At 57.0% G+C, this 20,949-nt stretch carries 17 protein-coding genes; 11 read left to right on the forward strand and 6 right to left on the reverse strand.

The window, feature by feature from the left end; genetic code table 11:
• Positions 1–105: 105 nt before the first annotated feature.
• Positions 106–681 (forward strand): DUF924 family protein, encoded by a 576-nt coding sequence (locus Q0816_RS03250; RefSeq protein WP_298847657.1) that lies wholly within the window; start codon positions 106–108, stop codon positions 679–681.
• A gap of 52 nt (positions 682–733) precedes the next feature.
• Here the strand turns inward: Q0816_RS03250 and Q0816_RS03255 are convergent, their stop codons facing one another.
• Positions 734–1,168, reverse strand: a complete 435-nt coding sequence (locus tag Q0816_RS03255) for a hypothetical protein (RefSeq protein WP_298847658.1) — start codon at positions 1,166–1,168, stop codon at positions 734–736.
• Positions 1,169–1,381: 213 nt separating this feature from the next.
• On the opposite strand from Q0816_RS03255, the gene lpdA reads away from it, so the two are divergent.
• Positions 1,382–2,776, forward strand: coding sequence for a dihydrolipoyl dehydrogenase (gene lpdA, locus Q0816_RS03260; RefSeq protein WP_298847659.1), 1,395 nt, complete (start codon positions 1,382–1,384; stop codon positions 2,774–2,776).
• A 152-nt stretch (positions 2,777–2,928) separates the two neighbouring features.
• On the opposite strand, the gene Q0816_RS03265 is transcribed toward lpdA, so the two are convergent.
• A complete protein-coding gene (locus Q0816_RS03265; RefSeq protein ID WP_298847660.1) occupies positions 2,929–4,314 on the reverse strand; it encodes a dipeptidase in 1,386 nt (461 codons plus the stop codon).
• Between the two features lie 326 nt (positions 4,315–4,640).
• On the opposite strand from Q0816_RS03265, the gene hemA reads away from it, so the two are divergent.
• The 3 genes from hemA to ispG all read left to right on the forward strand — a co-directional run bounded on the left by hemA (position 4,641) and on the right by ispG (position 8,393).
• Entirely contained in the window at positions 4,641–5,864 is a 1,224-nt protein-coding gene (hemA, locus tag Q0816_RS03270; RefSeq protein WP_298847661.1) for a 5-aminolevulinate synthase, read from the forward strand.
• Positions 5,865–5,994: 130 nt separating this feature from the next.
• Positions 5,995–7,200: a helix-turn-helix domain-containing protein gene (locus Q0816_RS03275; protein ID WP_298847662.1), complete on the forward strand. Its 1,206-nt coding sequence runs from the start codon at positions 5,995–5,997 to the stop codon at positions 7,198–7,200.
• A 71-nt stretch (positions 7,201–7,271) separates the two neighbouring features.
• Positions 7,272–8,393 (forward strand): flavodoxin-dependent (E)-4-hydroxy-3-methylbut-2-enyl-diphosphate synthase, encoded by a 1,122-nt coding sequence (gene ispG / locus Q0816_RS03280; RefSeq protein ID WP_298847663.1) that lies wholly within the window; start codon positions 7,272–7,274, stop codon positions 8,391–8,393.
• A gap of 18 nt (positions 8,394–8,411) precedes the next feature.
• On the opposite strand, the gene Q0816_RS03285 is transcribed toward ispG, so the two are convergent.
• Genes Q0816_RS03285 through Q0816_RS03295 form a run of 3 tightly spaced genes read right to left on the reverse strand, consistent with a single transcriptional unit; the run spans position 8,412 to position 11,652 of the window.
• On the reverse strand, positions 8,412–9,482 hold the full coding sequence (locus tag Q0816_RS03285; RefSeq protein ID WP_298847664.1) for an agmatine/peptidylarginine deiminase: 1,071 nt from the start codon (positions 9,480–9,482) through the stop codon (positions 8,412–8,414).
• A gap of 32 nt (positions 9,483–9,514) precedes the next feature.
• On the reverse strand, positions 9,515–10,273 hold the full coding sequence (locus tag Q0816_RS03290; protein ID WP_298847665.1) for a DsbA family protein: 759 nt from the start codon (positions 10,271–10,273) through the stop codon (positions 9,515–9,517).
• Positions 10,270–11,652: a M48 family metalloprotease gene (locus tag Q0816_RS03295; protein ID WP_298847666.1), complete on the reverse strand. Its 1,383-nt coding sequence runs from the start codon at positions 11,650–11,652 to the stop codon at positions 10,270–10,272. The genes Q0816_RS03290 and Q0816_RS03295 overlap by 4 nt, the downstream gene beginning before the upstream one ends.
• Here Q0816_RS03295 and Q0816_RS03300 point away from each other — a divergent pair.
• From Q0816_RS03300 to Q0816_RS03310, 3 genes are all read left to right on the forward strand, one after another.
• On the forward strand, positions 11,651–12,814 hold the full coding sequence (locus Q0816_RS03300) for an aminotransferase class I/II-fold pyridoxal phosphate-dependent enzyme (protein ID WP_298847667.1): 1,164 nt from the start codon (positions 11,651–11,653) through the stop codon (positions 12,812–12,814). The two genes, Q0816_RS03295 and Q0816_RS03300, sit on opposite strands and share 2 nt — an antisense overlap.
• Positions 12,815–12,880: 66 nt before the next feature.
• Positions 12,881–14,101: an N-acetylmuramoyl-L-alanine amidase gene (locus tag Q0816_RS03305; protein ID WP_298847668.1), complete on the forward strand. Its 1,221-nt coding sequence runs from the start codon at positions 12,881–12,883 to the stop codon at positions 14,099–14,101.
• 94 nt (positions 14,102–14,195) lie between these two features.
• The gene (locus Q0816_RS03310) at positions 14,196–16,685 is read left to right on the forward strand and encodes a penicillin-binding protein 1A (RefSeq protein WP_298847670.1); all 2,490 of its coding nucleotides are present in this window, start codon (positions 14,196–14,198) and stop codon (positions 16,683–16,685) included.
• Here Q0816_RS03310 and Q0816_RS03315 read toward each other — a convergent pair.
• Positions 16,679–17,509 carry an aminoglycoside phosphotransferase family protein gene (locus Q0816_RS03315; RefSeq protein WP_298847673.1) on the reverse strand — a complete coding sequence of 277 codons (831 nt, stop codon included), beginning with the start codon at positions 17,507–17,509 and terminating at the stop codon, positions 16,679–16,681. The two genes, Q0816_RS03310 and Q0816_RS03315, sit on opposite strands and share 7 nt — an antisense overlap.
• Before the next feature lie 77 nt (positions 17,510–17,586).
• On the opposite strand from Q0816_RS03315, the gene prfB reads away from it, so the two are divergent.
• The 3 genes from prfB (at position 17,587) to Q0816_RS03330 (ending at position 20,924) form a co-directional block, all read left to right on the forward strand.
• Positions 17,587–18,714 carry a peptide chain release factor 2 gene (prfB, locus tag Q0816_RS03320; RefSeq protein WP_298847675.1) on the forward strand — a complete coding sequence of 376 codons (1,128 nt, stop codon included), beginning with the start codon at positions 17,587–17,589 and terminating at the stop codon, positions 18,712–18,714.
• A 1-nt stretch (position 18,715) separates the two neighbouring features.
• Positions 18,716–19,420 (forward strand): M50 family metallopeptidase, encoded by a 705-nt coding sequence (locus Q0816_RS03325; protein WP_298847677.1) that lies wholly within the window; start codon positions 18,716–18,718, stop codon positions 19,418–19,420.
• 103 nt (positions 19,421–19,523) lie between these two features.
• Positions 19,524–20,924 (forward strand): amidase, encoded by a 1,401-nt coding sequence (locus Q0816_RS03330; RefSeq protein WP_298847679.1) that lies wholly within the window; start codon positions 19,524–19,526, stop codon positions 20,922–20,924.
• Positions 20,925–20,949: the final 25 nt, after the last annotated feature.

Consider the following 20,949-nt stretch of genomic DNA (forward strand, 5'->3'; position numbering starts at 1 on the left):
CAGGAATATGTCGCAAGTGTTGCAATATGTTACTGTAACAGTTCTGTAAATCGGCCTTAAATGACGTTACGTCCCGGGTGCGGGCACAAGACGGAGTTTAAGGCAATGGTAACGCCTGAAAAGGTATTGAGTTTTTGGTTAGATGAGGTGGGTCCAAAGGGCTGGTACTTACAGGATGACGGGTTGGATGCAGACATCCGCACACGCTTTCTGTCAACGTGGGAGGATGCGGTTGAGGGCAAGTTTTCGCTCTGGCTTACTTATCCCAGCGGATCACTGGCTTACATTATTCTGACGGACCAGTTTCCACGCAACATGTTCCGGGGTCAGGCGCGGGCTTTCGCGACCGACCGAGCTGCTTTGGCGGCCGCAAAATGTGCGGTCGACAGGGGCTGGGACAAGAAGATCGACGAACCGGCCCGGCAGTTCTTTTACCTGCCGATGATGCATTCAGAAAACCTGTGCGATCAGGAACGCTGTGTACGTTTGATCTGTGAGAACATGAGCGGCGATACAAGCAATCTGCTGCACGCGCGGGCGCATCGAGAAGTGATCCGCAAGTTCGGTCGTTTCCCCTATCGGAACGAAGCCCTGTCGCGCAATTCGACGCCGCATGAAGAGGCCTATGTCGACATGGGCGGCTACGGTACCACCGTGCGTGAGTTGCAAGCGACGGTCTAAGATCGTCCAGACAGATTGGAACCGCGACAGTCGCCAATAGTGCCGGATTCCTTTAGGATTCTGGCTCGCATCCTCTGATCTCCAAAACGCGTTTGGATGCAATGTCCGCACCTGTCTGAATGGCTTGAGCGATCAGGGTCTCCGGGGTGTCTGCAAGGTCTGTGAAGCGCGCCTGTACGGTCTGTAGCTTTTGATCAACTGCGTTCAGGCGGCTCAATGTCGCCCGGATGTTTTGCGCAACTAGTGGGTCCGCTACCTGGTTCTCCAGCGTCAGCGTTGTCAAATCGCTTCGCAACGCGGCAAGCTCTCCTCGAATACCTCGCGCCTCGTCCCGGATTGGGGCAAGAACCTGCACGGTATCTGAAAACCCTGCCGTGATGCTTTCGACCTTTGATGCCAGCTTCCAGCCCAGAAACAGGCACACCGCTAAAAGTATCAGTGTCGCGTTGAGCATGGCAAGCAGCAGATCTTTCAGTGTTTTGGCCATGGTAAGCCCCTTGAATTCAATGTGTTCATAAATGTCCGAGCAACGTCGGCGTTTCTTTTCTAGCCATAGCTTGGACCGGGGTATAGGCTGAAGTCCGCAAATCTAAGTATGGTTTACCCTGCGTCTCATTTGTCGCGGGAACTGTATGTTGATGCTTTTCTGAAATTAGTTTAATGGTAAACTAAATTTTCTTACCTGCGCCGAGAGGAACACATGGCTGCACAATCCTATGATCTGATCGTAATCGGAGCTGGCCCCGGCGGCTATGTCGCTGCCATTCGCGCGGCCCAGCTTGGCCTGAAAACAGTCGTGGTCGAGCGCGAGCATCTTGGGGGCATCTGCCTGAACTGGGGGTGCATTCCCACCAAGGCTTTGCTGCGGTCGTCCGAAGTGTTTCACCTTATGGAGCGTGCCAAGGATTTTGGCCTGAGCGCGGACAAAGTCGGCTATGATCTGGACGCGGTTGTCAAAAGATCGCGTGGTGTGGCGGGGCAGTTGTCTGGTGGCATTGGCCATTTGTTGAAAAAGAACAAGGTGGCTGTGGTGATGGGCGAGGCCACAATCCCCGCCAAAGGCAAGGTCAGTGTCAAGACGGACAAGGGCACCGAAGAACTGACGGCCAAGAACATCGTCCTCGCAACCGGCGCGCGGGCCCGAGAACTGCCCGGTCTTGAGGCCGACGGCGATCTGGTCTGGACGTACAAGCATGCGCTGCAACCGCCTCGGATGCCGAAGAAGCTGCTGGTCATCGGCTCGGGCGCAATCGGCATCGAGTTCGCCAGCTTCTACAACACGTTGGGGGCCGACACGACTGTGGTGGAGGTGATGGACCGCGTGCTGCCGGTGGAAGACGCGGAAATCAGCGGGTTGGCCAAAAAAGCCTTTACCAAACAGGGCATGACCATCATGGAAAAGGCCATGGTCAAGCAGCTGGATCGGGGCAAGGGCAAGGTGACCGCTCATATCGAAGTCAAGGGCAAGGTTGAGAAGCACGAATTTGACACCGTGATTTCGGCCGTCGGTATTGTCGGAAATATCGAAAATCTCGGTTTGGAAGCACTCGGTGTGAAAATCGACCGCACGCATGTGGTGACAGATGAGTATTGCCGCACCGGTGTCGATGGACTTTATGCAATTGGCGACATTGCGGGCGCGCCATGGTTGGCGCACAAGGCCAGCCACGAGGGTGTCATGGTCGCCGACTTGATCGCAGGTCAGAATGCGCATCCGGTCAAGCCCGAAAGCATCGCGGGATGCACCTATTGCCAGCCTCAGGTTGCGTCGGTCGGGTATTCTGAAGCAAAAGCCAAAGAGCTTGGCTATGACATCAAAGTCGGTCGTTTCCCCTTCATCGGCAACGGCAAGGCTATTGCTCTGGGCGAGCCGGAAGGTATGATCAAAACCGTGTTCGACGCTAAAACAGGCGAACTCCTGGGCGCCCACATGATTGGCGCCGAAGTCACCGAACTCATTCAGGGCTACGTGGTTGGCCGTCAGTTGGAGACGACGGAAGAAGACCTGATGAACACGGTCTTCCCGCACCCAACACTTTCAGAAATGATGCACGAAAGCGTTTTGGATGCGTATGGCCGCGTGATCCATATGTAAGACGATGCGCGTTCACGCGAGACAGGGGGCTCTGCCCCCGCCGCGCTGCGCGCGACTCCCCCGAGGTATTTTAGGCCAGATGAAGCAAGGATCCTTTATTCATCTGGCTGCAAATACCTCGGAGCGCGAGGCAGAGCCTTGCTGAAAACCCCTTACTTATTCAGTGCATCCAAAATACGCGCCCACGAGCGGATGCCCTTGTGGAAGCTTTTGACGTCATATTTCTCATTCGGTGAATGGATGGCGTCATCTTCATTGGCATAGCCGACCAGCATCGAGTCTAGCCCCAGAACAGTGGCAAAATATCCGACAACCGGGATCGAACCACCCATGCCGGTGAAAACAGCTTCGCGATCCCACTCATCAGATAACGCACCGCGAGCGGCTTCGAACTCCGGACGGTTGATGTTCATGACCGATGCGGGCGAGCCTTCCAGATCGTTGTCCCAGACAACTTTCGCATCCGGTGACAAGCGATCTTCGACATGCTTGCGAATCTTTGTTCGCAATGCGTCCGGGTCCATATCGCCAACGAGGCGGCACGTGATTTTACAGTGTGCTTCCGAAGGGATTACGGTTTTCGAACCAGCGCCGTTGTACCCGCCCCACAGACCGTTCACCTCTAGTGTCGGGCGCGCCCATTGTTGCTCGAGCGTTGAATAGGCTTTTTCGCCATGCGGTTGGGTGTAGCCGACCGAGTTCAGGTAATCCGCTTCGTCGAAACCACAGTTTTGCCACTGACGCAGTTGGTCTTCGGGCACCTTGTGAACGCCTTCATAGAATCCCTCGACTGCGACGCGTCCGGTTTCGTCGTCATAGAATGAGGCAACGATTGTCGACAATTCGCGCAAGGGGTTCAGGCCGGGGCCGCCATAGTGACCGGAATGCAGGTCGATGCGGGGTCCGATGATGGTGAACTCGTCCTTCAACATACCGCGCAGTTGTGCGGCAATCGACGGAACACCACGCGACACCATGGATGTATCGCAGACCAGCGCTAGATCGGCTTTGAGTTCCGCTGCATTTTCTTCGAGGAAAGGAACCAAGGAGGGTGAGCCGGATTCTTCTTCGCCTTCGAAGAAGAAGGTGATGCGACAGGGCAGGGTTCCGTGCACCGCTTTCCAGGCGCGGCAGGCTTCGACAAAGGTCATCAACTGGCCTTTGTCATCCGATGCACCGCGCCCGCGGATAACCGGGCCATGCTCGGTGTCTTCGATGGCGGGATCAAATGGCTCGCGCGTCCACAGGTTCAATGGGTCGACAGGCTGCACGTCATAATGACCATAAAACAGGATATGCGGGGCTTCGGTGTCCTCACCTACATGGCCTACGACCATCGGGTGGCCCGGAGTTTCCCTCTTCTCCGCTGAAATCCCAATGCTGTTCAGGTCGGCAACCAGCCAGTCAGCGGCCCGGCTGACGTCGGCCTTGTAGGCAGGATCGGTTGAGATCGAGGGAATGCGCAGCAGCTCCATCAGGCGGTCGATCGAAGTTTGCAGATCTTCGTCAATCCGGTTCAGCACGGTGTCTAGCGACATGGGGATCTCCTGCTTGTCTGTGTTTGGGCGAACCCTAGCAGCGTTGTCAGCGCCGTCCAGAGTGGTTGACCTGATTTATTCTCGCAGGGCAAAAAGCGGCAAATTACGCTGCGAGTCCTGCGTCGTTTCCACGCGTCCGATGGCCGGAACTATACTTGCCGAAGCAGATGCAAACTTATATTTGATGCAAATCAAAGTTGGGTTCACCTGTTCGGCTGTAACCAGCTGAATAAAGGAACACAAAGCTGCTGAAACAGGTTAAACTGTGGGATGTGGCAGACTAATTGCCCGGAAGGAAACCGATACGGGCATTCAAGGAGGGTCCGTTGGACTATACTGCTCAGCTCGATTCAGCGATTGCCAGGCTGCATGATGAAGGACGTTACCGGACCTTTATCGATATCGAACGCCGCAACGGACATTTCCCTCACGCTGTGCGCACGCGCCCTGATGGGTCGCAGCAAAACATCACCGTGTGGTGCGGCAATGACTATCTGGGCATGGGTCAACACCCCGTCGTTCTGAAAGCTATGCACGAGGCGGTTGATGCAGCCGGTGCCGGATCTGGCGGCACGCGCAACATTTCTGGAACCACGGTTTATCATAAACGGCTTGAGGCCGAGCTGTCGGATCTGCACGGCAAGGAAGCCGCGCTGTTGTTTACCAGTGCCTATATTGCCAATGACGCCACACTCAGCACGCTGCCCAAGCTGTTTCCGGGCCTGATTATCTACTCTGATGCACTGAACCACGCTTCGATGATCGAAGGTGTCCGCCGTAACGGGGGTGCCAAGCGCGTCTTCCGTCACAACGACGTGGCGCATCTGCGCGAATTGCTTGAGGCGGACGATCCTGCGGCGCCCAAGCTGATCGCTTTCGAGTCGGTTTATTCGATGGATGGCGACTTTGGACCGATCGAAGAGATTTGCGATCTGGCCGATGAATTTGGTGCGCTGACGTATATCGACGAAGTGCACGCCGTGGGCATGTATGGCCCCCGTGGTGGCGGTGTGACTGAACGGGATCGTCTGGCACATAGGATCGACATTATCAATGGTACGTTGGCCAAAGCATACGGCGTGATGGGCGGCTATATCGCGGCGAGTGCCAAAATGTGTGATGCCGTACGCTCTTACGCGCCGGGCTTTATCTTCACCACGTCTCTGCCACCTGCTGTTGCTGCAGGCGCCGCTGCGTCGGTTGCTTATCTTAAAACCGCATCTGATCTGCGCGAACAGCATCAGACGCAGGCGAAGATTCTCAAGTTGCGGCTGAAAGGGATGGGCCTTCCTCTTATCGACCACGGAAGCCATATTGTGCCTGTGATCGTAGGGAACCCCGTGCACACCAAAAAGCTCAGCGACATGCTGTTGGAAGATTACGGTATTTATGTGCAGCCGATCAATTTCCCGACCGTTCCGCGCGGTACCGAGCGTTTGCGGTTCACCCCGTCTCCAGTGCATGGGCCCGACGAAATGAACCGTCTGGTACAGGCGATGGACGAACTTTGGTCACATTGTGCGCTAAATCGCGCCGAACTTGCCGGATAACCTCACGCCAAAGTGTGCAACGAGTTTGCCGCGTGTTAAGCTTACGCTAACAAAACAAGTGAACGAATCATTCTAGAGATGATTCGACGCTTACGCGAAATACGCGACGGGCAGAAATGGGGCAGCAGGGATGATTGGGCGCAGATCACAGCGCAATGCCGAAGAGGACGTGGATGTCAGACCAAAAGGGTTTGACGATTACGAAATTCGTCTTGGTGACAAGATGCGCGGTGAACGTGCGACGATGGGCAAATCCCTTCTGGACGTTCAGCGCGAGCTGCGGATCAAAGCCAACTACATAGCTGCAATTGAAAACGCTGATCCCGATGCGTTTGACACACCCGGCTTTATCGCCGGGTATGTGCGTTCTTACGCGCGCTATCTGGGGATGAACCCGGATGAAACTTTTGCGACATTCTGCGAGGAAAGCGGATTTGAAGTTGCGCATGGCATGTCTGCCGAGGCGTCAGTTGTGCGCAAACCATCTGGCGGGCTTCCAGCGCGTGGTCCAATGGGGCGGGATCCCTTCATCTCCCCCAACACACCGTACATTCCGGGCAAGGAATCCCTGGTCAGTCAGATTGAACCCCGTGCTATCGGCTCGTCGCTCGTCTTGCTGGCGGTGATTGGTGGCATCGGCTATGGCGGCTGGGCTGTTCTGAACAAAATTCAGCAAGTACAGGTCAGTCCGGTTGAGCAAGCGCCGGTGGTTCTGTCGGATTTGGATCCGCTGGATGCGGCGCGTAGCAATGCGTCAGATGACGTTGCGGAAACAGCAAGTGCCGAAGCGCTGGACCGTCTCTATCGTCCGCAGGCACTGGATGTTCCGGTTCTGGTTGCGCGGGACGCTCCGATTTCCACGCTCGACCCGCGCGACGTGGGGACCTTCCGCCCGCCGGAATTGCCGAAGTTTGATGTGGCCGAATTCCACACAGTCGAAAGACCGGCCTTGCCACAAGTGGTTGAACAGATCGATACCACGCTCAAGATTGTGGCCGTTGACCCCGCATGGATGCGCGTGACGGCTGCGGATGGCAGCGTCATTTTTGAAGGCACGCTGGGTACGGTCGAACAGGGCAGCGTTTTCGAAGTCCCCCTGACCGAAGAACCGCCGTCACTGCGTGCAGGCGCATCCGGGTCTGTTTATTTCTCGATGAATGGTGAACATTTCGGCCCTGCGGGTGCTCCGGGTACCGTCGCCAAAGGTGTAGTTCTGTCGAAAGATGCGGTTTCCGAGGCTTATGCCGTTGCCGATCTCGAGGCTGAGCAGAACAGCGCGCTCAAGCAGCTGGTGGCTGAACTGCAAACCGAGGCGACAGAAGCGCCCGCCGAGTGATCTAGCCATTGCGGTAACCCGGTTGCCGAGCTAACTACTGTCGCAACTCAGGCAGACGCGGATCCGTCCTTATGTCCCTCAATCACGTGCGCCCCTGGCGTGACATCTACCGTCGTAAATCCCGTCAAATCATGGTTGGCAATGTCCCTGTTGGGGGTGATGCGCCCATTGCGGTGCAGACCATGACTAACACGCTGACCACCGATGTGGCAGGCACCGTGGCGCAGGTTCAGGCAGCGGCTGAGGCTGGTGCAGATATCGTGCGTATCTCGGTTCCCGATGAGGCCTCGTCTAAAGCGCTGAAAGAGATCGTACGCGAAAGCCCGGTGCCCATCGTGGCGGATATTCATTTTCATTACCGCCGGGGCATCGAAGCCGCCGAAGCCGGGGCTGCCTGTCTGCGCATCAATCCCGGCAATATCGGCGACGAGGCCCGCGTAAAAGAAGTCATCCAGGCCGCGCGCGATCACAACTGTTCGATCCGTATCGGGGTCAACGCGGGGTCACTGGAAAAGCATCTGCTTGAGAAATACGGCGAGCCGTGCCCCGAGGCGATGGTCGAAAGCGGGCTGGAACATATCCGCATCCTGCAGGACAACGACTTTCACGAGTTCAAGATCAGCGTGAAAGCCAGCGATGTCTTCCTGTCCGCCGCTGCCTATCAGGGCATTGCCGAGGCGACGGACGCGCCGATCCATCTGGGCATCACCGAAGCCGGAGGGCTTGTCTCCGGCACCATCAAATCCGCCATCGGTCTGGGCAACCTGTTGTGGATGGGGATCGGTGACACGATCCGCGTCAGCCTGTCCGCAGATCCAGTGGAAGAGGTGAAGGTCGGGTTCGAAATCCTCAAGTCGCTGGGGCTTCGTCATCGCGGCGTGAACATAATCTCATGCCCGTCCTGCGCGCGGCAAGGCTTCGACGTCATAAAAACCGTCGAAGCGCTTGAGCTTCGGCTGGAACACATCAAGACACCCATGTCTTTGTCGATCATCGGTTGCGTGGTTAACGGTCCGGGTGAGGCGCTGATGACCGATGTCGGCTTTACAGGCGGTGGGGCAGGGTCCGGAATGGTCTATCTGGCGGGCAAAGCCAGCCACAAGATGTCGAACGATCAGATGATCGACCACATCGTCGAGCAGGTCGAGAAGAAAGCAGCGGAGCTGGACGCTGCGGCCGAGGCGGCAGAATAGGCTTTCAATTCAGCAAAGCTATGAAGCGGGCATTTGTTGCGTGGCGCAATGGATGCCGCCGCCAAGTTCGCCCAGCACATCAACGTTCAGCGTAACTACTTCACGCCCTGGATAATGCCGTCCGAGCGCTTCTAACGCTATTTTGTCCGTTTCCGTGTCTCCGAACTGCGCCGCAATCACGCCGCCGTTGCAGACATAGTAATTGGCATAGGACGCAACGAATTCCGGGTCATTCACGCGTCGGTCATGCGGCTCGGGTATCACTTCCACCTCCACTCCCGCTGCAAGCAGACGATCATGGGTGTCCAAAGCGGCCATGTGGAAAGGATCAATATTGTCCGGTTCATCCGGTAAATTGATGATACCGCGGCGGGGGCCGGTAAAGCGGGCCAGACTGTCTATGTGGTAGTCGGTGATATCTTCATCCCAGACACCATCGGACCAGATCATGTGCTCGGCCCCATAGGCAGCCAACAACCGTGTTTCAATCTCATCACGTGTGAGGCCAGGGTTGCGGTTGTCATTCACCCACGAGCTTTCATGCGCCATAAGCACCCCATGCCCATCTTGTTCGACCCCACCGGCTTCGCCTACTAACCCGGTTGGCAAGATGGGAAGACTCAATTTTTCGGCTACAGCGCCGGCAATCTTTGCGTCCTGCGCGTGAACCTGTTTTTGCCCCCATCCATTGAATTGGATTTGATTGATCCCAAGCTCGCCGTGGTTGTCGATCGCAAACACCGGGCCTGCGTCCCGGCACCACAAATCTTCGGTCGGAACATCCCAAACCTCGACCGATGCAGAAAGCTGTTTGCTGATTTCTAAGTGATACTCTGAACCAGCCAGCAGTATAACGGGTTCGAATGCGGAAATCGTGTTTGCGATTTTAGCAATGGTTGTCTGCACCATCTTCAGAAATACGGGATCTGGATACACGGTGCGACTGACCGGCCATTGCATAAAGGTACGATCATGTCGGGCTTCTTCCGCCGGGACGTAGAAGCCTGTGGGGCGTTGGGCAATGGACTGGCCAGAGAAACCCATGATGCCTAACGCTCCTCCGGCCATAAGAAAACTTCGCCGTTTCATAGCGAAACGTCGATCACTTCGATTAACCCGGCTTAGCCCTGTTCCGCACGAACACCATCCGCAATCTGCTGCATCTGCTCCGCAGGCAGGAACCCCCGCAGCATCTCTGTTCCCAACACAAACGATGGCGTACCCGAAATCTGCATCCGCTGCGCCAGCGCGCGGGTGCGGGTGATTTCGTCTGTGACGCGGTCGCTATCCATCGCCGCGACAATTGCGTCGGTGTCCATCCCCAGTCCGTCCGAGATGCGCCGCAGAGAAATCTCGGTTGGCTCGCCGGTGAATTCCAGCAGGGCATCATGGACCTGCTTGTAGGCGTCGTCACCGGCCACATGCTTGGTGGCCAATGCAAAGCGCGAGGACAGAACCGAAGCATCACCCAGAATAGGAAGTTCCTTGATCACAAGGCGGATATTACCGTCTTCTGCCAGCAGGCTGGCTACTTCGGGCACAGCGCGGCGGCAATAGCCACAGCGGTAGTCCATGAACTCGACCAGTGTAATGTCTCCATCCGGGTTGCCACCGACCCAGCTAAAGCCATCATTGAACAACTCATCCGCATTGGCGGCGACCAGCTCTTTGTCCGCGGCCGCTTCGGCGACCGCATTGCGCTGTTCCAGAATGTTGATCGCTTCGACGATCACTTCGGGGTTTTCCAGCAGGTATTCACGCACCTGAGTGCCAAATTCCGCTTTCTCGGCATCGCTCATCGCGTTCAGGTCCAGCGCCTGCGCTGAGGTCGCCGCCATGGAAAGCCCCAGAAGGGCGGGTGCAGCATGTCTGAGGATCATTTCCGTTTCCTTTTGTCTTTGTTGAGTCGTTCGGCAGCAATCAACACGTCCTGCGCCCTTTGCCAACCCGGAGAACCTTCGGGCAATTGCCCGACAGCTCGTTTTGCGTGAATTCCGGCATCCGTCATCCGCCCTTGCAGAGCATACCGCTCGGCCGTGACAGTGGACGCCATTCCGTTGTTGCCAACTTTTGAATAGGCAACACCCAGATCCTGCATCAGCCTGGCGTTTCGGTAGTCCCGAGCGCGGGCTTTTTCCAGTGCGGACAATGCCTGTTCTATCTGCCCTTGCGCCAGCAGCGCGCGCCCATACCCTGCAAGGATCAGGGCATTGTTCGGCGCCATTTCAACAGCGTTTCCATATGCTTCAACAGCTGCGTTCATCTGCCTGTTTTCCAACAGAATTTGCCCCTTAAGCTCATAGTAGTAAGGGTCATTGGGCCGCAATGCGAGGGCTTCGTCGATGGCAGCACTAGCACGGCCCAGATCGCGATTCTGATGATAGGCCGACGCTTCGCGCATAAGGCGGATATCCCGGTCGGATTCTTCCTTGGCGCGTCGCAACGTCCAATTGGGAGAACGTAAGAAGGCCGACAGTTTGCCTTTGACACGGGCAAACCAATAATCGGCATTGGCATTCGGAACGGCCCTGTCACCAAACTCATCCAGAAACGCTTCGGCGGCGCGCAGGCGTTCGCGACTGGTTGGGTGCGATCGCATGTAGGGGTCCTGATTGGCGACACTTAGCAATTCCTGGCCCGCGAATTTTCGGTGCAGTTCAACCATTCCACTGGGCGAGATTTCGGCCCATCGCAGATAGCTTGCGGCGCTTCGGTCGGCCGAGGCCTCTTCGGCGCGGGTATGGCCCAGAAAACCGCGGATTGCCGCGCCCTGGGTGCCAGCAGCGATTCCAATAGCAGCCTCACCACCGCCTGCCGCAGCCGCCAGTAAAGCCAAAGCGGTGCCAAGGCTGGCATTGCGTTGTGCAGCCTTCAAGTTCTCGGCCCGGCGGGCCAAGTGACCATTTGCGATATGGGCGGCCTCGTGCGCGATCACCGCTTGCAGCATTTCTGGGTTTTCAACCGTCAGAATCAGCCCGTAGTTCACGTAGATCGCGTTGTAGTCGATGACGAAGGCGTTGAAGGTGTTGTCATTGACCACCAGTATTTGAACCCGGTTGGTGTTCAATCCGGCTGCGCGCAATACGGGAAAGGCCAGTTCGCGCAACCCATGTTCGATGTCAGGGTCGCGGATCAGGCTTTGAGCATGCGACTGCGCGGCTGCCGCCAGCCAGACGGCAACCGCAAGCATCAGGGCTGGGATTGACGCCAGCCGGGATACGCGTTCAAAAGCCATGGCTGCAACATGGGAGATGGGCATGAGAAACTCAACCCGGTCCGGGGTCGATCCCTTCATCGTGATGGATGTGATGGAGGCGGCGCGTCGGGCCGAAGAGGCAGGTCGCCATGTGATTCACATGGAAGTCGGCCAGCCCGGAACCGGTGCGCCCAAAGGCGCAACCGAGGCGCTGGCGAAAGCGATGGAACAGCACCCGTTGGGCTATACGGTGGCTTTGGGTCTGCCAGCGCTGCGAAAACGGATCGCGCAGCTTTATGGGGATTGGTACGATGTGGATCTGAACCCCGAACGGGTGGTGATCACTCCCGGGTCGTCCGGCGGATTTCTGCTGGCTTTTACTGCGTTGTTCGACAGCGGCGATCGCGTTGGCATAGGCGCGCCTGGATATCCGTCTTATCGCCAGATTCTCAAGGCATTGGGGTTGGTGCCGGTCGATTTGCAGACGGCACCCGAATACCGGTTGCAACCCGTTGCGGCGGATATTCAGGGGATGGACCTGAAGGGACTGATTGTGGCTTCACCCGCAAACCCAACCGGCACAATGTTGGACCATGCTGCTATGGGGGCGTTGATCGAAGCCGCACAATGGCAGGGGGCGTCGTTCATCAGTGATGAGATTTATCATGGGCTGGAGTATGAAGCCAAAGCAGTGACCGCGCTGGAATTGACGGATGAGTGCTATGTGATCAACTCATTCTCAAAATACTTTTCGATGACCGGCTGGCGCGTGGGCTGGATGGTGGTACCCGAAGATCAGGTTCGCGTGGTCGAGCGGATCGCTCAGAACATGTTCATCTGCGCGCCTCATGCCAGTCAGATCGCGGCACTGGCTGCGATGGATTGCGAGGATGAGCTGCAAGCCAATCTGGACGTGTACCGCCGAAACCGTGCTTTGATGCTGGAAGGGTTGCCAAAGGCCGGGTTCGCGAACATCGCGCCGCCGGACGGTGCGTTTTATGTCTATGCCGACGTGTCCGATCTGACCGATGACAGCCGCGCATTTGCAGCAGAAATTCTGGAAAAAGCCGGTGTGGCCGTTACGCCGGGGCTGGATTTCGATCCACAACGCGGCCATACGACGTTGCGCTTTTCCTATGCGCGCGCGACGGCTGACATTCAGGAAGGGCTGGAACGGTTGCGCCTGTTCATGACCGAGCGAAAGGTGATCAGGGAACAAGTCTGAGCCGTTCACAAATCACCCCTTGTGGTATAGGCTGCCGGTCAAACGATCTCGGAAAAACTTGAGGCCATGAGCAGGATCTTCTTTTGCATCGCTCTGATCTGGGCGCTGGCTGGCAATGCCTTCGCGCAAGATTTTAGCGCGCTGGCACGCATTCAGCCGGATCAAAGCCGCATCACGGATGTCGGGCGAACCGGCGTTCGTGTGGATATCGGCCTCAGCCAGGGTGTCCCGTACCGGATCTTCACCCTGCAGGATCCTTACCGGATGGTTCTGGATTTCAACGAAGTCGATTGGACCGGGTTGAACCATGAGGACTTCCTGCGCTCCGAACGCGTTAGCGGCGTGCAATTCGGGGCCTATGTTCCAGGATGGTCGCGTCTGGTGCTGGAACTGGGCGCACCTATGGCTGTGGATACAGCCGAATTGTCTGTTGCAGAGGATTCGGGCGCTGCATTGTTATCCCTCAATCTTAAGGGCACAGATTTCGACACGTTCAATGCAACCGCAGGTGCACCGCGCAACCCGGGGTGGGACTTGCCGGAACCGGCTGATCTGCCGCAGGCACCTTCACGCTCTGCGGACCGGCCATTGCGCGTGATGCTCGATCCGGGACATGGGGGTATCGATCCCGGAGCCGAGATCGATGACGTTGATGAGAAAACCCTGATGCTGACCTTTGCGCGAGAGTTGCGGGAAGTTCTTTTGCGATCAGGTGGTTACGAGGTGGTCCTGACCCGCGTTGACGATCAGTTTGTCTCATTGGAGCGCCGGATCGCCCTGGCGCATCGGGCTGGCGCGGATCTGTTCATATCACTGCATGCAGATTCCCTGTCCGAGGGGCAGGCACATGGTGCGGCAGTTTACACTCTATCTGCGGATGCCTCTGATGTAGCCAGCTCAAAACTGGCCGAGCGGCACGACCGGGGGGATTTGATCTCGGGCATCGATCTGAACGGAGCGGACGATCAGGTGGCCGATGTACTGCTGGACATGGCGCGTCAGGAAACAGTGCCGCGAACAAAGTCGCTGGCGGGCGCGATTGCCAACGGTATGGCCCAGCAGGGTGGACCGATGAACCGCAAACCGTTGCGTACAGCCTCTTTCTCGGTGCTCAAGGCGGCGGATATTCCGTCTGTTTTGATCGAACTCGGGTTCCTGTCCAGTCCCAGAGACCAGAAAAACCTCAGGGATTCGGATTGGCGGGCAAAAATGGCGCTGGGGATCTTTCGAGGACTCGAGGACTGGCGTCAGCAGGATGTGATCCGCAAATCCCTGATTGGCCAGTGACCTTACGGCGCAAAACGGCTAGAATACGCTTGGTGTTTTGACCCTTGGGCGGTGCGACACTATATAGGCACCACCGCGAGTAAAAGGCAGTAACGTGATCCGGTTCATTCTTTCGATTTTCGGGGCGATCTTCAGTATCGTCACCTTGGGTATCTTCATGGTCGCACTGGTGATCGGTGCGGTGTTCTGGATGTACGGGCGGGATCTTCCCAGCCACGAATCTCTGGCCCAGTACAAACCCCCGACGATCAGCCGGATCTATTCAGGTGAAGGCCAACTGATCGACGAATTTGCGCAAGAACGCCGCCTGTTCACGCCGTCCGAGGAAATCCCTGATCTCGTAAAACAGGCGTTTATTTCGGCGGAAGACAAGAATTTCTATACCCATCAGGGCTATGACCCGCGTGGTATCATTGCGGCGGGCGTCGAAGCCGTTCGGTCCAAAGGCGAAACCGTGCGTGGTGCGTCAACCATTACTCAGCAGGTGATGAAAAACTTCCTTTTGTCAGGCGACCGTCGGGCCGAACGCAAGATCAAGGAAATCATCCTCGCCACCCGGCTTGAAGATACTCTGGACAAGGAACAGATCCTCGAGCTGTACATGAACGAGATCTTTCTTGGTCAGAACTCCTACGGTGTGACCGCCGCCGCGCAGACCTATTTCAACAAGACGCTGCAGGAACTGGCCCCGCACGAGGCCGCGATGCTGGCCGCGATGCCCAAGGCGCCATCGGATTACCATCCGGTTCGGGAGAAGGAACGCCTTCTGGCCCGCCGCAATTATGTGCTGCGCGAGATGAACCAGAACGGTTACATCGATCAGGCGATCTATGAGGTTGAGGTCGACCAACCCCTTCGCTCGGTCCAGAACGGTGATTTTGAAAGCTTCCGCACCGCATTGCCGCCGCGTGACTATTTCACCGACGAAATCCGCCGTCAGTTGAGTGTTGATTTCGGCGAGGGTGAGTTCTTTACCGGCGGCTTCACGGTCCGCGCTTCTGTGGACGAGGAAATGCAGGTCGAGGCAGCGCGGGCATTGCGTGAGGCTTTGCAGAAATACGACCGGTCGCGCGGCAAATGGCGTGGCACAGGTGAGGTTATCCCCGAAGAAAAGCTAACAGATGAGGCGCAGTGGCGCGACGCGTTGTCGATCATAGAGATTCCGCGCGATGTGGTGCTGCCGACCCGGTGGTATCCTGCGGTAGTTCTTGGGGTATCTGATCAACAGCTGACAGTCGGGATTGAAAACGGCCCTGCGGGTGGCGTTATCCCACGGTCCGATATCAAATGGATGCAGGGTGATTTTGCCGCGAACTTCAAGCGCGGCGATGTCATCCTTGTTGTTGCGGGCGAAGAGGGTCAGTGGTCTGCCCGTCAGGTGCCCGAGGTTCAGGGCGGCTTTGTCGCCATGGATGTGAACTCGGGCCGTGTTCTGGCGATGCAGGGCGGGTTCTCGTATCAGGATACCGTGTTCAACCGCGCCACGCAGGCACAGCGCCAGCCAGGATCCAGCTTTAAGCCCTTTGTTTACGCCGCTGCGCTGGACAGTGGGTACAGCCCTGCCACCATCGTTGTGGACGCGCCGATCGAGGTAAACACACCGCAAGGCTTGTGGCGCCCCAAGAACTCATCGAACAAGTTCTACGGGCCGACGCCACTACGTACGGGGATCGAACAGTCCCGGAACCTGATGACCATCCGTCTGGCGCAAGAGGTCACGATGCCGGTGGTTGCGGGTTATGCTGAGCGCTTTGGCGTCTACGACCGGATGGGCGCGTTTCTGGCAAACTCACTTGGGTCCGAGGAGACAACGCTGTACAAAATGGTCGCCGCTTATGCGATGTTCGCAAATGGTGGTGAGCGGGTCGAGCCAACATTGGTTGACCGTATTCAGGATCGATTTGGCAAAACTATCTATCGCCACGATGACCGTCAGTGTCTGGATTGTAATTCCACGTGGTTGGAGCCCGACGAGTCTCCGACCCTTGTGACGGATCGCGCGCAGGTCATGGATGCCATCACCGCTTACCAGCTGACGTCGATGATGAAAGGCGTGGTTGATCGCGGAACTGCATCGCGCGTGGTAAACTTGCCTGTGCCGACGGCAGGCAAAACCGGAACCACCAACGAATCCAAGGATGCGTGGTTCATCGGGTTTACCTCGAACATCGTGGCCGGGTGCTATATCGGGTATGACCGTCCGCGTCCTATGGGGCGAGGGGCATATGGCGGTACATTGTGTGGCCCGGTATTCCAGAGCTTCATGGAAAAGGCTGTTGAGAAATACGGTGGTGGTCCGTTCGAAGTGCCGGAAGGCGGTCATTTCATCAAGATTGACCGTTTCAGCGGCGCGCGCCTGCCCGAAGATGCCAGCGGTGAGTACGTCGTGGCCGAATTTTTCCGCGACGGTGTCGATGGTTTTATCGACCGTGTGTTTGACGGCGGCTTTGCGATCGGTTCGGACCTGCCCTTGTTTGAGGAAGTACAACGTGCGGGTGTGCAGGTGCAAACCTCGACAGGTCAAACGGTAACGGTGGGGCCAAAGGCAACCCAAGGGGATCTGAGCACAGGTGGCCTTTACTGACCGGCTTCCTTCAGAAGTCGGCTCAACAGGTCGGTTTCCGGATCGTTTTCGATAGCACCTTCTGATCGCCAAAAGATGGACAAGGCGCATTTTGCGGCGGCCCATTGGGCCAGCCTCTGCTTTGGCACCTTCATGACTTTGGAATATAGCGACAGGCAGTTTTCGATCTGCGTAGGCTGGCGCACCAATTCCGGCATTCCCTTTGGGTGGCGCACTGCGTTGGCCAACTCAAAGGCGGGATCTCCAACGTATCCTTTTGCATCGAAAACACGTGGGCCTTTGGTCGTAAGAATAATGTTGTCCGGATGAAGATCCCCATGCAGCGGTGCAGACGTGGATTGGCCGTTCAACAGGTGTTTGGCCAAAGCAATGGCTGACGTCATGTCATGATACAAAGTAGACGGGCATGTCGGCCCAAATGTGCAGTCAAACAAAGGGGCGAAATCCCTTTCCAACGGCTTCAACCCAACGATAGGAGGCGTGATTTCCGAATGCAGCCGAGACGCCGTTTCCGCAAGGGTCCTGATGGCGTCTTCAGGGCGTCCCGCACGTGCGATATCCCCCAATGACGGGCCGTCCAGCCATTCCATCAGGACAGCGTTCTTTTCCTCGTTCAAAATCCGAACGGCACCCCGGTCGTGCCAGGCAGCCAACAGGGCGGTGCCGGGTGCTTCGTTACCACGATCCTGCCGGCGATAGATTTTCAATGCGGCGGGTCCGTGTTTGGATAGCACCTTCCACACCCGCGCCTGACCGGTCTCGGCGGCTAGTTCTGGCTGATGCAGTTCCCATCTGCCCAGAAACTCATCGACTGTGCTTTGCATTCACGTCCGGCTTGTCTTGTGGTGTCTCGCACCTCTTGCTATCACGCAGGCCTGATTGAGCAAGTTGGGACAAGACCATGCGCGCCGAAACTCAGAACTTCGTGGCGGAAATCGAAAAGTCGCTGGAGCTGCTGGCGCAGCGCATGGACTATGAAACCGCACCGCATCGCCTTGAGGAATTCAATGCGCGTGTTGAAGATCCCAACCTGTGGGACAGCCCGGAGAATGCGCAAAAACTGATGCGCAAGCGGCAAATGCTGGTTGACGCGATTGAGACCTATGAAACCATCAAGACAGATCTCAGCGACAATATCGAGCTGATTGAGCTGGGCGAAATGGAAGAAGACGAAGAGGTCGTTCAGGACGCGGAAGCCGCGATCAAAGCCCTGAAGAACAAGGCCGCCAAGAAAGAGCTTGAGGCGCTGCTGGACGGCGAGGCCGACAGCAATGACACGTTCCTCGAGATCAACTCGGGTGCGGGCGGGACCGAAAGCTGCGACTGGGCGTCGATGCTGGCGCGGATGTATGTGCGCTGGGCTGAGAAAAAGGGCTATACGGTTGAGCTGCAATCCGAGACGGGCGGTGAAGAAGCAGGGATCAAATCCGCCGCTTACAAGATTTCCGGCCACAACGCCTATGGCTGGCTGAAATCGGAAAGCGGAGTGCATCGTCTGGTGCGGATTTCACCGTTCGATTCTGCGGCCAAGCGGCATACTTCTTTCAGTTCGGTCTGGGTCTATCCGGTGGTCGACGACAATATCGAGATCGAGGTCAACCCGTCGGAAATCCGCATCGATACCTATCGGTCCTCTGGCGCAGGTGGCCAGCACGTCAACACTACTGACTCGGCGGTTCGGATCACGCATATCCCGACCGGGATCGTTGTGACCTCGTCCGAGAAGTCTCAACACCAGAACCGCGATATCGCCATGAAGGCCCTTAAATCGCGCCTGTATCAACAGGAACTTGACCGCCGGAACGCCGATATCAACGCGGCCCACGAGGCCAAGGGGGATGCGGGCTGGGGCAATCAGATCCGATCATACGTATTGCAGCCGTATCAGATGGTGAAAGACTTGCGCACCAATCATGAGACGTCAGACACCAAGGGTGTTCTGGACGGTGATCTGGACGGGTTCATGGCGGCGACGCTGGCCTTGAACGTAGCAGGAAAAAGCCGGTCCGAGGCGCAGGGCGACAGCTAAGGTGCGTGGCCAGAACGCCTTTCTGAACCTGCTGAAAGGGCACTGGCAGCTCATCCTGATCACAAGTTTGGTCTTCATTCTCTGGAACACACCCGCTGTGGTTCCTTTAAAGATTCTTGTCGTTTTTTTGCACGAGTTCTCTCACGCAATGATGATCCTATTGACCGGTGGCTCTGTCGAAAGCTTTTCGATCTCACCGCAACAAGGTGGAATGGTGATCGGCCGGGGCGGCAGTCGGTTTCTCAGCCTGTCCGCCGGTTATCTTGGCTCGCTATTGCTTGGCATGGCCCTGTTGATCCTGGCCTTACGGACCAATGCCGATCGTGCTGTTCTGGCGGGTTTCGGTGGCGTCATGTGTCTGGTGGCGTTGTTGTATATCCGTGATCCATTTGCCCTCGTTTTCTGCATTGGTGTCGGGGCGGCGATGATTGCTGCGGCGTGGTACCTGCACCCGGATGTGAGCGATCTGGTGCTGCGCGTCATTGGGCTGACCAGCATGATCTATGTGCCGTTTGATATTTTCGACGACACGATCCGACGGTCTGGAGTGCGCTCGGATGCGTTCATGTTGGCCGAGGAGTTCGGCGGCACCACCAGCATGTGGGGTGCGATGTGGCTGGTGCTTAGCTGTATCGCGGTTGCTCTTTGCTTGCGATACTGGCTTGGAACTGACAGCAACTTGCATTTTCGCAGGGCAGCGCGCTGACGCTATCTTCATAGTCTGCAACGAAAAGATACATCTAAACAGTGGGTTTAAATGAACTGAACCGCCCGCTAGGCTGTTGGAAACAACAGTAGAATGGCATGCTATGGACCTGACCCGGATATCGGCCACAGATCTTCTGAAACAACTGGCCAACCGAAACGTTTCGGCGGCCGAAGTGATGCGGTCCACACTGGATCGCATCGCCAAGGTGAATGGCGAAGTGAACGCCATCGTTGCGCTACGTGACACGGATGAATTGATGGCCGAGGCAAAGGCCCGCGACAACGGCCCTGTCACTGGTCCTCTGCACGGCCTGCCGATTGCGGTTAAGGACTTGGTGAATGTGGCTGGTGTTGTCTCGTCGCAAGGATCACCTGTATTCAAGGGCGTTGTGCCTGACAGCGACGATCTGATTGCCGCCCGGATGCGGGCAGCAGGCGCCATCCTGATCGGCAAGACCAATACGCCGGAATTCGGGCTGGGATCGCACACGTTCAACCCGGTCTATGGCGCAACGCGCAATCCTTATGACGCCGATCATACGTGCGGTGGCTCGTCCGGCGGCGCGGCGGTTGCATTAGCGACGGGTATGGTGACCTTGGCCGACGGGTCGGACATGATGGGTAGCCTGCGCAACCCGGCGGCCTGGAACAACGTTTATGGCTTTCGCCCAAGCTGGGGCAGGGTGCCTTCTGATCCAGTGGGCGACAGCTTTTTGCATCAGTTGTCGACGCTCGGCCCCATGGCACGCAGCCCCGAGGATCTGGGTGTACTACTCGACGTAATCTCGGGCCCAGACCCGCGCTTGCCCCTGGTTTCTGAAAGTGCCTCGGTTTCACCGGTAAACACAGCAGATCTGCAAGGGCTGCGCATTGGCTGGCTTGGTGATTGGGGAGGCACTTTTCCGATCGAACCCGGAATTCTGGACCTTTGCAAAGACGCGATGAATGTGTTCGAAACGCTTGGAGCGCAGGTTGAAGCCGTTGCCCCACCTTTTGATGCCGAACAGTTATGGAGCAGTTGGATCACCTTGCGGTCGTTCAGCGTGGCTGCGGGGCTGGAACCATTGGCTTCCAAAAAGGATCATTTGAAGGACACAGCACAATGGGAGCTGGATAGGGGGCTGGCGGTGAGCGCAATGGAGGTGCATCACGCAAGCGTCATCCGGTCCGAATGGTTCCGTTGTGCGGCAAACCTGTTCGACCAGTTTGACGCTCTGGTCCTGCCTTCCGCTCAGGTCTGGCCGTTTGCGATTGATCTACCGTACCCGACACAGATCGCAGGCCGCACCATGGACACCTATCATCGCTGGATGCATGTCACGGTACCGGTCAGTCTGATCGGCTTGCCCTGTCTGGCTGCGCCTGCCGGGTTTGGTGCGCAGGGCTTGCCAATGGGTTTTCAACTGTTCGGGCCCAGAGGATCGGATCAGAAACTACTGTCGGTGGGGGCGGCCTATCACGCCGAAACCAACTGGCCAAACAAGAGGCCGGCGATGTCATAAGGCCGGACAGGGAGGAGGAGACAAC

It is taken from the genome of uncultured Ruegeria sp. (assembly GCF_947497005.1).
GTDB lineage: Bacteria > Pseudomonadota > Alphaproteobacteria > Rhodobacterales > Rhodobacteraceae > Ruegeria.